At 33.3% G+C, this 14,874-nt stretch carries 17 protein-coding genes; all 17 read right to left on the reverse strand.

Features of this window, described 5'->3' with window-relative positions:
- The coding region (locus LW133_RS00005) for a hypothetical protein (RefSeq protein WP_233075347.1) at positions 1 to 1,568 on the reverse strand (1,568 nt) is incomplete at its 3' end.
- A gap of 254 nt (positions 1,569 to 1,822) precedes the next feature.
- Entirely contained in the window at positions 1,823 to 2,659 is an 837-nt protein-coding gene (fliY, locus tag LW133_RS00010) for a flagellar motor switch protein FliY (protein WP_233075348.1), read from the reverse strand.
- Complete coding sequence (gene fliM, locus LW133_RS00015) at positions 2,652 to 3,728, reverse strand: flagellar motor switch protein FliM (RefSeq protein ID WP_233075350.1); 1,077 nt, start codon at positions 3,726 to 3,728, stop codon at positions 2,652 to 2,654. Before fliM ends, fliY begins: the two co-directional genes overlap by 8 nt.
- A complete protein-coding gene (locus LW133_RS00020) occupies positions 3,721 to 4,416 on the reverse strand; it encodes an RNA polymerase sigma factor FliA (RefSeq protein WP_233075352.1) in 696 nt (231 codons plus the stop codon). Before LW133_RS00020 ends, fliM begins: the two co-directional genes overlap by 8 nt.
- Positions 4,413 to 4,730: a hypothetical protein gene (locus LW133_RS00025; protein WP_233075354.1), complete on the reverse strand. Its 318-nt coding sequence runs from the start codon at positions 4,728 to 4,730 to the stop codon at positions 4,413 to 4,415. Before LW133_RS00025 ends, LW133_RS00020 begins: the two co-directional genes overlap by 4 nt.
- Before the next feature lie 12 nt (positions 4,731 to 4,742).
- Positions 4,743 to 5,609, reverse strand: a complete 867-nt coding sequence (locus LW133_RS00030; RefSeq protein ID WP_233075356.1) for a P-loop NTPase — start codon at positions 5,607 to 5,609, stop codon at positions 4,743 to 4,745.
- Positions 5,606 to 6,964: a flagellar biosynthesis protein FlhF gene (gene flhF / locus LW133_RS00035; RefSeq protein ID WP_233075357.1), complete on the reverse strand. Its 1,359-nt coding sequence runs from the start codon at positions 6,962 to 6,964 to the stop codon at positions 5,606 to 5,608. The genes LW133_RS00030 and flhF overlap by 4 nt, the downstream gene beginning before the upstream one ends.
- Positions 6,965 to 6,970: 6 nt before the next feature.
- On the reverse strand, positions 6,971 to 7,450 hold the full coding sequence (folK, locus tag LW133_RS00040) for a 2-amino-4-hydroxy-6-hydroxymethyldihydropteridine diphosphokinase (RefSeq protein ID WP_233075359.1): 480 nt from the start codon (positions 7,448 to 7,450) through the stop codon (positions 6,971 to 6,973).
- Positions 7,450 to 8,475, reverse strand: coding sequence for a M24 family metallopeptidase (locus LW133_RS00045; protein ID WP_233075360.1), 1,026 nt, complete (start codon positions 8,473 to 8,475; stop codon positions 7,450 to 7,452). The genes folK and LW133_RS00045 overlap by 1 nt, the downstream gene beginning before the upstream one ends.
- Complete coding sequence (gene aroQ, locus LW133_RS00050; protein WP_233037080.1) at positions 8,468 to 8,953, reverse strand: type II 3-dehydroquinate dehydratase; 486 nt, start codon at positions 8,951 to 8,953, stop codon at positions 8,468 to 8,470. Before aroQ ends, LW133_RS00045 begins: the two co-directional genes overlap by 8 nt.
- 52 nt (positions 8,954 to 9,005) lie before the next feature.
- The gene (locus tag LW133_RS00055; RefSeq protein WP_233075361.1) at positions 9,006 to 9,599 is read right to left on the reverse strand and encodes a MotE family protein; all 594 of its coding nucleotides are present in this window, start codon (positions 9,597 to 9,599) and stop codon (positions 9,006 to 9,008) included.
- Entirely contained in the window at positions 9,596 to 10,018 is a 423-nt protein-coding gene (locus LW133_RS00060; RefSeq protein ID WP_233075362.1) for a flagellar export protein FliJ, read from the reverse strand. The genes LW133_RS00055 and LW133_RS00060 overlap by 4 nt, the downstream gene beginning before the upstream one ends.
- Positions 10,015 to 11,256, reverse strand: a complete 1,242-nt coding sequence (locus tag LW133_RS00065) for an adenylosuccinate synthase (RefSeq protein WP_233075367.1) — start codon at positions 11,254 to 11,256, stop codon at positions 10,015 to 10,017. Before LW133_RS00065 ends, LW133_RS00060 begins: the two co-directional genes overlap by 4 nt.
- A complete protein-coding gene (locus LW133_RS00070) occupies positions 11,249 to 12,106 on the reverse strand; it encodes an ATP phosphoribosyltransferase regulatory subunit (protein WP_233075369.1) in 858 nt (285 codons plus the stop codon). The genes LW133_RS00065 and LW133_RS00070 overlap by 8 nt, the downstream gene beginning before the upstream one ends.
- A gap of 8 nt (positions 12,107 to 12,114) precedes the next feature.
- Positions 12,115 to 13,044, reverse strand: a complete 930-nt coding sequence (locus tag LW133_RS00075) for a ribose-phosphate pyrophosphokinase (RefSeq protein WP_233075371.1) — start codon at positions 13,042 to 13,044, stop codon at positions 12,115 to 12,117.
- 49 nt (positions 13,045 to 13,093) lie between these two features.
- Positions 13,094 to 14,290, reverse strand: coding sequence for a hypothetical protein (locus tag LW133_RS00080; RefSeq protein ID WP_233075373.1), 1,197 nt, complete (start codon positions 14,288 to 14,290; stop codon positions 13,094 to 13,096).
- 28 nt (positions 14,291 to 14,318) lie between these two features.
- Complete coding sequence (locus LW133_RS00085) at positions 14,319 to 14,867, reverse strand: YceI family protein (protein ID WP_233075375.1); 549 nt, start codon at positions 14,865 to 14,867, stop codon at positions 14,319 to 14,321.
- Positions 14,868 to 14,874: the final 7 nt, after the last annotated feature.

Raw genomic sequence — 14,874 nt, forward strand, 5'->3', positions numbered from 1 at the left:
CTACTAGTTAAAATATTTTTACCTATGTAATTTCTACCACCAGTGGAAGTGATATTAACGATTCTAAGGGTATTAGGAGTGGTATTACCACCTTCAGACATCATAGACTTAGTAGATTCTAAAGAGATAACATTTCTAGCTTTATCTCTGTTAGTTTCCCCTTCTGCTAAGGCACTAAGGTCTTTGAGATTGATCTCATTAGTCTTGCTTTCTAATTTTAAAAAATTGTGTATATCTGTAGTACTCTTGTCTTTTTTATTGGCAATGATTGAAGTAGTTATTGCTTTGGTTTCATCTGTGATTTCATTATTGCCTATTGTAGTTTTTTCTCCAGAAAAATAAAGATAGTTTATTCCTTGATTTCCATACGAATCAGCAGTAGCAGTAATAATTCCAGCGATGGTATTACTTCCACTCGTAGGGATCATAGAGATTTTATTAATCCCATCATTGGCTGTGATAGATCCTATGATAGTATTAGAAGTCTTTCCTTTGAAAATAATGTTATTTTCTGATACACTACTTACTTTTGCAGCAATACTTCCTTTGATGGTATTAGTTGCAGTTTTTTCACTAAAGGTAATTTCGTTAATACCCTTACGATCATGATTGAGATTTGCTATTGCAAGAATTGCACCTTCGATTGTATTTGTGGAGTTATCCCCTTCAAATTTAAGAATATTTTTTGCATTTTTATTGGGACCTGAATTGGTATGTGCTCGGATTGCTATTCCTTGTGGATTTCCTGTGTTTTTGATTAAATTTGTTGTTCCTTTGAAAGTAAAAGTAGCTTCAGCGACTCCTTTTTTTTCCCATGTTCCTGTACTAATTGCTTCACCAGAAGATTGTATTGTGGCATTTTTTTCAAAGGTAATTGCACTTTTTCCTTGAATTGTTGAGATTTTTTGTGTTTTAAAATCTTCTTTAAAGGTGATGGTATTGTTACTTGCATCTGCAGCATAAATTGTAATATTTCCTTTAAGTTCTTTAGGAGAGTTTTGTGTATTAGCTTCATTTGTTGGAGTGTCTCCAAAAGTAAGAGTAGTATTAGCATTAGAGAGATTTTTATCAGCTCCAATATTGATGTTTCCAGTCATGCCGTGTTTGAAAGTTCCAGTAAATTTTGGAGTTGAACTGCTACTTGTATCATTAATTACTAAATTGGCATTAAAAATTGTATTTTCTGCTAGAAGATTAAAGGTTTTTCCCGAATCTAGGGTCACTGTCATGGTATGATTACCATTATCAGTGAAGATTTTTTTATCCATAAAGGCAGAATCTTTAAAATTCACTGTATCTATTTTTCCTGTGGAGGTGCTATCTCCCGTCCCACTTTTATTAAAAATAATTGTGGTGGTATTATCAGAAGTGCTAGTTTCAAAATTAGCATTATTAGATGTGTCACCCCATTTAATTACGACATCGCCTGTTATAGAATTACAATTATTGTTTGTTCCACAATTTGTCGTAATACTACCTTGTCCATACAAAGAGCCACTAAGTAAAAAAGCTAGTGAACTTGCTATGATAGGATTAAAAAAGTTTTTATTTGTTTTTATTTGTTTCACGATCATTTCTCCTAAAAAAATATATCATTAATTTTTAATAAAAAATATCATTACTTATTTGCGTATATTACAGCATTTAAATAAATATCTAGGAGGAGTATATCTTATAGAAATTTTTACTTTTTTAAAAAATATATTAAAAAGTAACACTGATTTTAAAAACCGGTAGTATTAAAATAATAAAAACTATCTTAATAAAATTACAGGTTGCTAAAAATCTCAAAAATCGCGTAATATGTGTATTTTTGTGACTTTTAGTTGCGGAGTTGCTCTAGTCTTTGGCGTTTTGTACCTATTTCAGTGACTTGGATTCCAAAGTTTCCATCTACAATTACCACCTCACCTTTTGCGATGACTTTATCATCAATAAGAATTTCTAAGGGCTCGTTGGCAAGTTGGTTGAGTTCGATAACGCTACCAATATCCATGGAAATCACATCTTTTAAGAGCATTTTTTTTTGCCCGATTCTTACTTTTACATTAAGTTTTACATCAAGTAACATGCTGATATTTTTCATTTCTTCAGCACTTAGGTTTTGATTTATTTCTTGAGGTGTTTCTTGCATAGCAGGAGATTTTTGTGCTTGGGGGTTAGAAAAATTATTTTCAAATTCTTGCGAGGTGAGTAGGAAAAGTGGTGCATCGATGGTATTTAGTGTAAAGTTGAAATGATAATTTTGTGCATAAGATGTTAGTGGTGTATCATTTGTAATAAAATTGATATCTGTGCAAGAAAAACTAAGCTTTGGTAGGGTCTTTTGTGATCCTAGATTGGTGGAGAGGGCACCAAAAATATTGGAATTGATTTCTTTGATAGCATCTAAATCGTCATCATCCATATTTTCTTTACTATTGCCTTCTCCTCCTACCATAGTATCTGCTAGTGCAGTAGCAAGATTTGCAGGGGTAAGGATGGCTAGTGTAGCTTCAAAATCACCTTTTGCTTGTATAGTGGTGATAGCATAGGGTGCACGAATCTCATTGTTTGGGAGTTTGCTTTGGCTTACAAAATCAAGTGTTGGCGTGGTGCCCATAAGGCCTTCGATAGTGGTGACAAGCTCTTGTGAAAAAAGTTTTATAAAATCATTCATAGTTTTCTTCCTCTTCTGCTTCAATTTCATTGATTTTGTTTTTGCGTTGGATTTCTAGCATTTCTAAAATATCTTTAACTTGATCTTTTTCAGTGCGGATTGTTTCTTTTATTTGAATGGTTTTGCGATAGCGTTGTAATCCTATGTCTGCTAAAAATTTATCCTTACCATTGACTGCAACTACTACAGAATCATCAGCGACTCTATCAAGACGGATAATATCACCATTTTGTAATTCTAGTATTTCTTTTAGAGAGAGGTTTGCATTGCCTAAAAATGCACTGACATTAATTCCTGCACCACCAATTAGGGCTTGGAGTTCTTTGTTGCGACTTTTTTTAGAACTAGTTGTCTCTGAAAGGACAAGATCTCTACTTCCGAGGCGTGAGAGAACAGTCTCAAGTGAGATTACTGGGTAACAAAGATTAAGCATACCACTGCTGTGCCCAATGATGATTTCCATTACTACCATGATAACTACTTCATTTTGTGCGACAATTTGCACAACATTAGGGCTAGATTCTTTGGCATCTACACTTGGAAAAATCTCTGCTACCGGTCCCCAAGCATCTTTTAGTGTTTGCATAATTTGACGCAAGATTGTATCAAGTAGATTAAGTTCAATATCGCTAAATTCTCTTTGATTGTTATAAACTTCACCCTTACCTCCTAAAAGTCTATCAATCATGGAAAATACAATGCTAGGATTAATTTCTAAGACACCAGTGCCATCCATGGGTTTCATAGAAAAAACATTGAAACTTGTTGGACTTGGTAAGCTCATCAAAAATTCCCCATAAGTCATTTGATCGACGCTGTGAAGTTGGATTTCTACAATACTACGCATAATCGCAGAGATTTGGCTGGAGAGATTTCTCGCCATTTTATCGTGAATACCGCGAAATGCGCGTAATTGCTCTTTGCTAACGCGGTTTGGGCGTTTAAAGTCATAGAGTGTTATTTGCTTTTTATATTGAGAATCTTGTTCATTTAGTGAGTTGTCTGTATCGTTATTATCTACGACTTCTAACAACGCATCGATTTCTTCTTGACTTAAAATATCAGCCATTTTTTACTCCTATTGTGCGTCTGATTTTCTTGATTACTTCCTTAGTAATTTGCGATATTCTTGATTCTGTAATTTCTAAAACTTCTTTAATCTCGCTAAGATTCATTTCTTCAAAAAAATACATTTGAATAATGAGCTGTTCTCTTTGACTTAGGGTTTCTAAAACACTTTTAATTTTTTCAATAAGTTCTTCTTTTTCAAGCTTTTCTACAATATTGTCATTTTCAATAGCGTTATATTGCTCATCAATTGGCACAAGAGAATAAATATCAGAAGCAATGCGCGCTTCTTTGATTTTTTCTTGCGTTTCTCCAAGTTTTTTTGCAAGATAAGAATCTGTAGGTTCTTCTTGATGTTCATTGTAATAAAGTGTGATTTCATGATCAATGCTTTTAATAAGCTTTCTATTGGCACGAGAGATAATATCTAAAGAGCGCAGATAATCAAATAATGCTCCATTTACACGAGTTTTTGCATAGCCCCAAAAAGAGTCATTAAGATTACTATCATATTTTCTTGCGAGTTTGATTAATTCTTCAGTACCAATGGAAATGAGATCATTGACATCAACAGAGCTTGGTACCCTTTCTTTGATTCTATAGGCTAGGGCTTTGACTGCAGGGAGATATTGGATTGCCAACTCATCTTGTGAATATTTTAAATTTTGATTATAAATATTTTTTTTCATTTTCCACTACCATTAAAGTCAAAACTTTGTAAATAATGTTTAATGTTTTGCGCTTCTTTTTCCCTGTTGTCAAATTCTTTGTCGAAAAACTCTAAACGTTTTTCAAGATTGTTTTTATCAAAAATTGTATGGTCAAACTCTAAAGACCAAGTGTATATAGAAATAATTAGCATTGCGATGAGGTAAAAGCTTATTGTAGAAACAATTGTCCAAAACAATATTACTTCTGGCTCATCGAATTTGGCGATTGAAAATGCCAAACCTAGAAAAAATCCCATAGCAACAGAAAGATTGAGATAATTTAAGGGCTTCATTTCTCATCCTAATTAAAGATAACTAAGCAACCTTTTGAAAAAACTACCAAGGCTTGCTTTTGGAGAATTAAGCACATTGTGTTCCATTTTTGAAATAAGTTGTCTAGCAATATCTTCCATTGCGATACTAAAAGCGTTATATGGTTCTGTTTTACAGAGAAGTTCGCGGTATTTTGTGGAGTTTTTGACATTGTTGCTATTTGAAAAATGTCCAAGATAAAATAATTTTAAATGTGGCATATTTTTAGATGAAACGCTTTGGATTTTATTGAAAATATTGAGTGCTTCTTGGGAGCGTGTAGCCATATTGATGGCAAGGAGAATTTCATCGCGGTATTTAGAATTGATTTTGATAGTAGCATAGGCATCTGTGATGGCAGATGGATCTGGGGTGGTGATGATTATTACATAATCTGACGCATTTAAAAATGCCTGTGTTGTGGCACTAATTCCTGCACCAGTATCTACGATTACATAATCAAAGGCTTCAAAAATCATACTTTCTGATGCAAAATTCTCAAGAATATTATTTTTTTCTGCATATTTTAAGATTTCTTCACCACTATCTCCTGGGATAAGATAGAGATTTTTTTCCACGGGGTAAATAATATCATCAAAAGTTGCTTCACCTTTAAAAACATGTAAAATGTTTTTTTGCGTTCGCACACCTAGAATCAAATCAAGATTTGCTAGACCAATATCTGCATCAAAGATTCCGATTTTATACCCCATTTTGGCAAGAGTATAGGCAAGGTTTGCGCTGATTGTAGATTTGCCTACACCACCTTTACCGCTTGTAATGGCAATAAATTTTGTGGAATGGAGTTTTTTGTTTCCATCAAGGAGTTGTTCGAGTTTGCTTGCTTGATTTTCGTTCATTGTCTACCTTTGTTTGGATTATAGAAACCATCGAGGAGGCAGTCTGCAAGGTAGTCGTTAGAAGCTACATTGAGATCTGTGGGAACTTCTTGACCGATGGAGAGATAGCTAATAGGTTTTTTGGTTTCATAGGCAAGAGAGAAAAGATTGCCAAGTCCTTTGCTTTCATCGAGTTTGCTAAAAATAAAAGAATCAATGTCTAGCGCATTAAAAGCGTTGTAAATATCTTTGAGATCTTCAAATTTCGTAGTTGCAGAAAGCACCAAAGTAATGTCAATTTTATAATCATTTTGCACAAATCGTTTGAGTTGTGTGATTTTTTGTTTGTCGTGTTGTGAATGTCCAGCGGTATCTACTAAGATAATATCACAATAGCGTAGTGCATCGATAGCTTTTAAAAAATCTTCGGGTTCAATCACGGTTTCAATGCTTAATTTCATTTTTCTAGCATACCACGTTAGCTGCTCAATTGCTGCAATTCTATAAGTATCAAGAGCAATGATTCCTACGCGGTAATGTTTGTCTAAAAGCTTAGAGTATCTTGCGGCAAGTTTTGCAAGAGTGGTGGTTTTGCCAACACCTGTGGGACCTACTAGCATCATGATTTTTTTGGTACTCATGTCAAGATTTTCGTTGCGACAATAAAGCATTTTACGCAAAACCTCACGGAAATATCGTTTAATGGTAACAGAGCTTTCTCGCATTTTTAGAGGCATGAGTTCAAGGCTTAATTTCATGATTTCATCTAAGTGGGCATGGAAGATTCCACTATTTTTGGTGATGCGATAGATTTCTGCAAATTCTTGAGGAATTTGTAAATTATTGGGAGATTTTTCTTCCCAAAACATGTTTTGAATTAGTTTGATTTTGTCATTAATCTTGTCAAGTTCTGTTTTGATGATTTTAAATTCTTTGATTTCAGCTTGTTCTTTTTTAAAGCGTTCTTCCTCTTTTTGGTGGATTTTATTTTCAAAACGCAAATCAAAATTAGTAGGTTTTGATTCTTTTTTAGGAATGGTAGAAGTGGCGAGTGTGTGGTTGATTTCTTTGATTGCATCAGAGAGTTGGAGACTTACAGCATCTTCTTCTTCATGAGATTCTAAGGCAGGGAAATAGGTATTTTGCATCTTTTTGTGATTAATTTCTTCGAGGCGTTTTTGGATACTATTTTTGGGCGTTGGAGGTGTTTGAATCTCATCTTCTACCGCTACGATTATTTCATAAAGCCCTGCCTCTGTGAGTGATTTTTTTCTCACTTCTCTAGTTTTTACAACAAGTGCATCTTCGCCATGTTTTTCTTGTGCGATTTTAAGTGCTTCTGCAGCTGTTTCGCCACCATAGGTATAAAGTTTCATCTACCCTTACTCCTTGTAGTTCAAGTTTTGTAGCAATAGTGGTATTATAACAGATTCGCGTTGATTCCAATAAGGATGTGGGAGTTTTAAATGAGGATATTTAATTTTTTTGTCATTAAAAAATAAAAGATCAATATCTAGGGTGCGTGGTGAGTTTTTGAAAGGTCTTTTTCTGGGGCGTTTGAATTTTCTCTCAAGATAAAAAATAAGATGGAAAACAAAATTAAGACTTTCTTTTGTAGCGATGAGTAATGTGGCATTATAAAAATCAGGTTGCTTTTCAAAACCAAAAGCAGGGTTTTGGTAAATTGGGCTTGTGGAGATGAGCAAAAAGCGAGGATTTTTTTCAAACCATAATACAAGATTTTTGAAAGTGCGGAAACAATCTCCCATATTTCCGCCAATTCCTAGGCAAAAAATATTTTGATGTATTTTTTTTATAGAATGATGTTTGGGAAAATGTGGAGTGAAAAATAATGCGCGCATTAAAGAATAATTGCTTGATTATCTTTAATGACGACGAGATCTTCAATGCGTATCCCAAAAGAATCGGGGAGATAGATTCCTGGCTCAATAGAAAATACCATTCCCTCTTCAATAATCGCTTCGCTTCTTGGTGAAATAAAGGGCAGTTCATGAATATCAAGCCCTATACCATGTCCTGTGCTATGAGTGAAATATTTACCATAACCTGCATCTTCTATAATATTTCTAGCAATTTTATCAACTTCTTTTGCACTCATTCCTACACGGATTTTTTTGATGGTGGTTTCTTGTGCCTTTAAGACAATATCATAAATTTTCTGCCTTTCTTTATCTGGAAAATTTTGTTTTTTATCAAAATTAATTTCTTCATGAAAATATGTTGTTCTAGTTCTATCAGAACAGTAGCGTTCGTATTTTATTCCTGCATCAAAAAGGAGTAGATCTCCTTTTTTTAGTAGTGTATTAGAGGGTAGGGCATGTGGCTTGGCAGCATTGTGATTGATTCCTAAAATAGGATCAAAGCTTAAATCATATTTTCCAAAGTCTTGGAGAAAAATTTTTGACTGAAAATGCAATTGTTTTTCATTTAAATTTTCTTTACAATTGCGTAAAAAATCTGCAAATTTTTCATAAGCTTGTGTATTTAAAGCTTGGGAGTGTTTGATTTTTGTAATTTCATCTTGATTTTTTTTGATGCGTAAATTTTGGTGAAAATTAGGTTTTGGTTCTAAAGTTGTGCGAAGTTGTGAGGAAAGTTTATTAAAAATATCAAGACTAACTTGCAGGGAATCAAAAACAAGTGTGGTGATTGCAAGAGAATTGATAAGATCAATAAGAGATTGTGTAATATTTGAACTTTCAATAATCTGAGTATTTTTATTGGCAAGTTCTTTTGCTTCTAGGGTATATCTAGAATCAGTGATGAAATAGCAATCCTGACTAACTTTTAGTAGCCAGGCATTATCACAGCTATAACCACATTCATAAAATTGTGCATTTTCATTTTGTGTAATAAAATCAAACATTTGCTTTTTGTGCTTTTTCTTGTGCGTCTTTTAGAGCTTTGATTTCGTTAATAATCTGCAAAATAGAGATAAGTGCAAGATGGTATCCCATTGCTCCAAATCCAGAGATTACACCACCACAAACCGCACCTGTGTAGCTTGTTTTCCTAAAATCTTCGCGTGCAAAAAGATTGCTAAGATGCACTTCTACTGCTGGTACTCCTGCGGAAGCTAGGGCGTCAGCAATTGCGATTGAGGTGTGTGAATATGCACCTGGATTAATGATAATTCCTTGATATTCTCCACCAATGCACTCTTGGATTTTATCGATGATTTCACCTTCGAAATTGCTTTGGAAAAAGTCAATTGCAAAGTTGTTTTGCTTTGCAAATTCTTGCATATTTGCATGGATTTGATCTAAAGTCATTGGACCATATATTCTTGGATCTCTGTGGCCTAAAATATTGAGATTTGGTCCTTGGATTACTAAGATTTTCATGGTATTCCTTTTAATTTTTCTCTACTATATAATATTTTCCCTGATTTTTTTATTAAATTAGAGGTTTGTTTTCTTCATTTTGCATATTGCTTTTGTCAAATGGAGGACCTTCTTTGAGAAGTTCTGTGAGTTTTGCAGCTTTTTGTGGATCCATTTTGGCTAAAATTTTTCCTATTTCTTGAGGTTTAAGATGGAACAAAATATTTGCTGCTTGGCTTGGGGTAAGGTCATTTAAAATCATAGCAGCTTTAGAATCTTTCATTTTGGCATAAGTTTGTGCAATTTTATTATCAGATTCATCGCGAATTTGCCTTAAAATCTCTTCATTTTGTTTTAGGATTTTTTTAACTCTTTCTTCTGATTCTTTTTGAGATTGTTGTAAAGCAATTTCTTTTTTTTCAATTTCTTTTTTTGACTCTTCTAGTTTTTGCTCTTGATCTTTTAGTTTTTTTTCTCGTTCGGCAAAAAGTTCATCTCCTGCTTTTTGTAAAGTTTCTAGGGATTGTTTTTTTTCTTCTAGTTCTTGGAGTTGTGCCAAAATCTCATCTTTACGCGCGTTAAAAATGGCATTGCATTGGATAACGTTTGTAGTTTCTTCTTGCGCATAAATGAGGCAAAAGCATAGTAAAAAAAGTATTTTTTTCATGCATTCTCCTTTTTTTTAAATAAAATCGTAGCAACTTCATCAAGATTTTTTTCTTCTTGTTTTTTAATTTTCATAAGATATTTTTTAATTTCTTCATTATGAATATAATTGATTTTTTCATATTCTTTATAAAGTTGTTGGTAGAGATTTTGGGCTTGTTTCCTTTGTGCCTTAAGACTTGAGATTTGTTCATGTAAAAAATCAATTTGAAATAAAAAAGTTGCTCTTTGTTCTTGAAGGATTTTAAAATCTTGAATTGTTCCTGTTTGTGGAGTAAAAAAGCTATGCATTTCAGATTGCAAAAGAGAAATTTCATCAAATTTTTGATGAATTTCTTGATTGATTTTGGAGATAAGTACTTCTTGTTTGTCAAGATCATTTTTTTTGGCTTTCAAGACAGGACTAAGACTTGTTTTCATAAAAATATTACATCATCTCTTTCAGGCGAGGTGGAAATAATTGAGATTTTTACCCCGATGATTTTTTCTAGAGTAGTAATATAGTTTTGCGCTTCTATGGGGAGCTGTTTAAAATCACGGATACCAAATGTATGATTCCAACCTTTAAAACTTTCATAAATTGGAGTGACATTTTCCAAATCACTAGGAATATAATCAATAATTTGACCATGGTATTGGTATTTTGTGCAGATTTTAACCTCAGAGAATCCATCTAATACATCAAGCTTCATAAGCGCTAATTGATTGCAACCATTGATTTTGCAAGCATATTTCAAAGCAATTGCATCAATCCATCCACAGCGTCTTTTTCTACCTGTTGTTGTGCCAAATTCAAAACCTTTTTGTCCGATAAGCTCTCCTGTTTGGTTGTTTTCTTCTGTGGGGAAGGGGCCATTGCCTACTCTAGTGCAATAAGCTTTTGCAATCCCAATAATGTTTTGTAATTCTTTGGGGGCAATTCCTGTTCCGCTACTAGCACCAGCCGCAGTAGTAGTAGAGCTAGTGACAAAAGGATAGGTGCCATGATCAATATCTAACATGCTTCCTTGTGCACCTTCAAGTAGTATTTTTTGTTTAGAATCAAGCGCTTCCCAAAGTAGTCTTGTTGTATCTGTGATAAAAGGCAAGAAATGGGGTTGTAAATTTTTAATATTTGCAAAAATTTCTTGTGGTGTGGGGAAGGTGATGTTGTAAAGAGTTTCTAAGGGCTTTAGCTCTTCATAATAATTTTGTAATTTATTAGAAAATGCATCAAGGTTTTTTAGCTCTCCCATTCTAAACCCCACTCTTGAAATTTTATCACTATAAGCAGGGCCAATGCCTTTTTTTGTGGTACCAATAGCACTTTTAGAATGGTTTTCTTTTAAGGAATCTAAGATTTGATGATAGGGAGTGATAATATGTGCGCGATCACTAATAAAGAGACGTTTTTCTAGATTTGGAAATTGTTGCATTTCCTCATAGAGTGCCTCAAGTGAAATTACAACACCATTGCCAATTATATTTTTGCAATTTGGATAGAGAATGCCAGAAGGCATGAGATGCAAGGCATATTTTTTATTTTCTACAACAATGGTATGACCGGCATTGTGACCACCTTGATAGCGCACTACATATTGATAATTTTTTGCAAGATTATCAACAATTTTTCCCTTGCCTTCATCGCCCCATTGGACTCCTACAATTAAATCAGCCATGATTTTCCTTATTATGTAAAATTATCAAGACATTGTCTGTATAAATTCCAAATCCACATGATGGAGTATTGTGAATGGTGTAATTGCCCCCTAGCATCAATGTAATATTTTGTAAAAATGCTCTAAAGGTGATATCACAATAATAATTTACAGGCACATCTTGAATAATTGAAATGATAATATTATCATATTTAATACTTTTTGCACTCTCTAATAATTTTTGTAACTCATTTTTTAGGAATGCGGGGGCTTTTTCTTGTATGAAATTTTGTAAATCTTGTGGGGTTTGGATTTTTAAAAGTTGAGCTAAAAGTGGGTTTTTTAAGAGATGATCAACTTGGGTATTTAAAATCTCTGTGGGGTTTAAATTGAGCTCTTGTGAGCAAAGTTGCATGATATTTGTATTGGAAAGCTGTATATGAGGTTGAATTCCCCAAATTTTAAAAAGCTGTGTACTTATTTCTAAAAGAAGATTGAAAGATTCTTTTTCTAGGCATTCTGCACCAATTTGATGAATTTCATTGCTAGGATAGCTAAAAACAGGTTGGATATAAAACCACTTTTTAGCTCCTGTACTTCGCATGAGGCGCTTAGTGATGATTCTAATGGTATCAATAGTGTTATCATAGCGTAGGGATATTTGTTGATTATTTTCAGAGCTAAGGCGTAAAATCTCACGATCGCTAAAAAGTTGTTGATGTTGCAAAAAAGAAAAAGAAGGGGTGAGAATCTCTTCAAATCCATTGTTGTAAAAAACTTCACTCGCACTTCTTTCGATATTGCGTTTGAGTTTTGCACTTTTACTGAAATAAAGTTTTCCACCTTGAGGAATTTCGTGTTGCAAGATCATGTTATTCCTTAGATAAAAAGGGAATTTACGCTTTCGTTATAATGGATTCTGCGGATAACTTCTGCAAATAATGGTGCCACACTTAAAACTGTGATTTTAGAACATGGTGTTTTTAGAGGGATAGAGTTACTCACTACAACTTCATCAAGTGCACTATCTTGGATTCTTTGGATGGCAGGACCACTTAAAACAGGATGTGTTCCTAGAGCCATTACGGAGTTTGCTCCTTTTGCTTTTAAAACATCTGCTGCTTTACACATCGTTCCGGCAGTATCAATCATATCATCAACCAAAATTACATCTTTTCCTGTGACATCTCCTATAATATTCATTACTTCACTAACGTTAGCTTTTTCTCTTTTTTTATCTACAATAACAAGATCAAGATGTAATTGATCGGCAAAATATCTAGCTCTTGAAACTCCACCGATATCAGGGCTTGCAATGATAGGATTTTTGAGATTTTTGGAGCGTACATAATCCCTAAAAATAATGGAGCCATAAAGATTGTCTACAGGAATATCAAAAAATCCCTGGATTTGTCCAGCATGTAAATCCATTGTGATAATACGATTAATTCCTGCACTTTGGATGAGATTTGCTACAAGTTTGGCGGTAATGGGTACTCTTGGTGCTGCTTTTCTATCTTGGCGTGCATAGCCAAAATATGGGATAACTGCATTAATGGAGTTTGCTGAGCTTCTTCTAAAGGCATCAGCCATGATAAGTAATTCCATGAGATTATCATTTGTAGGGGCACAGGTAGGTTGGATAATAAAAATATCTTTACCTCTTACAGATTCTGAAATTTGAACGCTAATCTCCCCATCACTAAATCGGCTAATGCTAGCTTTGGAGACGATTCCATCAAGATGCTTTGCTAGATCTTTGCTAAACTCAACATGTGCCGTTCCACTAAAAATTTTAAAACCCTTCATCATTTCTTGTTGTTCCTGAATAATAATTTTTTATCATTTTACCAAAAATTTATTTGCGTAACAATAATCTAAAAAGTTTATGCGTATCAAGGCTAAGGGATAGCATTTGTTGATAAGCAAGAGCATCTTGAGTGAAATGTAAAATAAAACTAAATCTACCTGTTAAATAATCATTTTTGTATTCATAATAAATTTCTGCACGATCAAAGAGTGGAGATTGATAAAAAGGGAGACCAGCATAAAAATCTTCCCCGTAGGTTGAAAAATACTTGTATTGATTTTTACCAAAATAGAGACTATTTTCAAAGCCAAAACCTTTGTATTGAGCTTGAAAATCAAACTGCCAACCAAGGAGATTGCTAAAGGGGTCAAGGCCTGTAGATAATCGTCTTTTTCGCTCAAGTGAAGAGAGATTGCTAAACTTAAAAAGAAGTTTATCCATAGATGGAGTGAGAGATTGGAGATTGGAGCCAATAAAAAGTTCATAATAAAATCGATCTAGCAAATAAGTATCAAAATTTCCACCATCAAGGTTTAAAAATTCATCATTTTTAAAATGATAAAGTAAAAATGAACCACCGAAAAATAATTTTTTATTAAAAAAGGATTTTTTTAAAAAACCTTGTGTTAAAAACTCATCAATTCGTTTTGTGATATCTCCGCCATACCAATCAAAAATAAATTCTGCTTGAAGGTCGTATTTTTGGGAATCATATTGAAATAAAACTCCATTGATTAGAGGATTGTAAAATAAAAAATCTTTGCGATAAAAAAGTTGGGAATATTCACCAATCCATTGTTTTTTGTGAAAAATACCAAAAAAAGCCTTAATATCTTTATATGTAAAATCATAAGAGAAGGTAAGGAGATTTTTTGCAGGATATTTTTCTCCTAAATTTTGAATAAAATGCCCACCTACACGTAAATTTTGATTTTTAAAAGAAATGCCAATCTCTGGAGCAATACTTCCTGTAAATAGTGTTCTAGTAGGCCAATACTTTTGAGATTCTTCGGTATTGTCCAAAAGAAAATCAAAATCAATACCATAGATAAATTTTAGATTTTTAAGATGTAGAGAATCTTGTGGACTTGTAGGTAGAGGTGGAGTTTCTAAGGTATTTTCTTCTGTGTTTTGTAAAAAGATTTGCGTATTTTCCTGTGGAGTCGCAGGAGATGTTGTTTGTGTTGTGGTGTGTATATTATCTTGTGCGACTAGTGGATAAAAAGAGCAAAAAAAACAAGCCAAAGAAGTATAAAAATACTTCTTTATAAAATTATTGTGCATAAACTTCAAGTTGAATGCTAAACTTCACTTCATCGCTTAAAACTACATTTGCAAAGCTAAGGCCAATTTCAAAATCTTTTCTATTAACCTTCCCTTCAATTTCAAGAGCGATAAATTCTTGTTTATTCATAGGATTGATAGCAGGGCCATTAATTTGTGCCTCCCATACTACTTGCTTTGTAATACCACGGAAAGTAAGATCCCCATATATTTTTCCATTTTCAAATTTTGTCATTTTAAATTTTGCTTTTGGGAATTTTGCTACATCAAAAAAATCAGAAGCTTTAAGATGATTATCTCTTTTTTGATCTTTTGTGTCGATAGAAGCAATATCTAAAGTCCCTGCAAAAGAGTTAATAATTTTTGTTTTAGGATCAATATCAATTTTACCTTCAAAATTTGCAAAACTTCCTTTTACTTTTGTAAGTGATAAGTGCTTGATTTCAAAATCTACGCTAGAGTGTGACTTATCTATATTGTAAGGTTTTGCAAAACTAAGCGCAGCGCCAACCATGAAGAGATAGAATAACTTTTTCATATTTTTC

The organism is Helicobacter anatolicus (assembly GCF_021300615.1).
Classification (GTDB): domain Bacteria; phylum Campylobacterota; class Campylobacteria; order Campylobacterales; family Helicobacteraceae; genus Helicobacter_H; species Helicobacter_H anatolicus.

What these genes read in the sequence shown, in the direction of transcription:
- fliY (WP_233075348.1), bottom strand. Translation starts at nt 2,659, where the DNA reads ATGAATGATTTTATAAAACTTTTTTCACAAGAGCTTGTCACCACTATC.
- fliM (WP_233075350.1), bottom strand. Translation starts at nt 3,728, where the DNA reads ATGGCTGATATTTTAAGTCAAGAAGAAATCGATGCGTTGTTAGAAGTC.
- LW133_RS00020 (WP_233075352.1), bottom strand. Translation starts at nt 4,416, where the DNA reads ATGAAAAAAAATATTTATAATCAAAATTTAAAATATTCACAAGATGAG.
- LW133_RS00025 (WP_233075354.1), bottom strand. Translation starts at nt 4,730, where the DNA reads ATGAAGCCCTTAAATTATCTCAATCTTTCTGTTGCTATGGGATTTTTT.
- LW133_RS00030 (WP_233075356.1), bottom strand. Translation starts at nt 5,609, where the DNA reads ATGAACGAAAATCAAGCAAGCAAACTCGAACAACTCCTTGATGGAAAC.
- flhF (WP_233075357.1), bottom strand. Translation starts at nt 6,964, where the DNA reads ATGAAACTTTATACCTATGGTGGCGAAACAGCTGCAGAAGCACTTAAA.
- folK (WP_233075359.1), bottom strand. Translation starts at nt 7,450, where the DNA reads ATGCGCGCATTATTTTTCACTCCACATTTTCCCAAACATCATTCTATA.
- LW133_RS00045 (WP_233075360.1), bottom strand. Translation starts at nt 8,475, where the DNA reads ATGTTTGATTTTATTACACAAAATGAAAATGCACAATTTTATGAATGT.
- aroQ (WP_233037080.1), bottom strand. Translation starts at nt 8,953, where the DNA reads ATGAAAATCTTAGTAATCCAAGGACCAAATCTCAATATTTTAGGCCAC.
- LW133_RS00055 (WP_233075361.1), bottom strand. Translation starts at nt 9,599, where the DNA reads ATGAAAAAAATACTTTTTTTACTATGCTTTTGCCTCATTTATGCGCAA.
- LW133_RS00060 (WP_233075362.1), bottom strand. Translation starts at nt 10,018, where the DNA reads ATGAAAACAAGTCTTAGTCCTGTCTTGAAAGCCAAAAAAAATGATCTT.
- LW133_RS00065 (WP_233075367.1), bottom strand. Translation starts at nt 11,256, where the DNA reads ATGGCTGATTTAATTGTAGGAGTCCAATGGGGCGATGAAGGCAAGGGA.
- LW133_RS00070 (WP_233075369.1), bottom strand. Translation starts at nt 12,106, where the DNA reads ATGATCTTGCAACACGAAATTCCTCAAGGTGGAAAACTTTATTTCAGT.
- LW133_RS00075 (WP_233075371.1), bottom strand. Translation starts at nt 13,044, where the DNA reads ATGAAGGGTTTTAAAATTTTTAGTGGAACGGCACATGTTGAGTTTAGC.
- LW133_RS00085 (WP_233075375.1), bottom strand. Translation starts at nt 14,867, where the DNA reads ATGAAAAAGTTATTCTATCTCTTCATGGTTGGCGCTGCGCTTAGTTTT.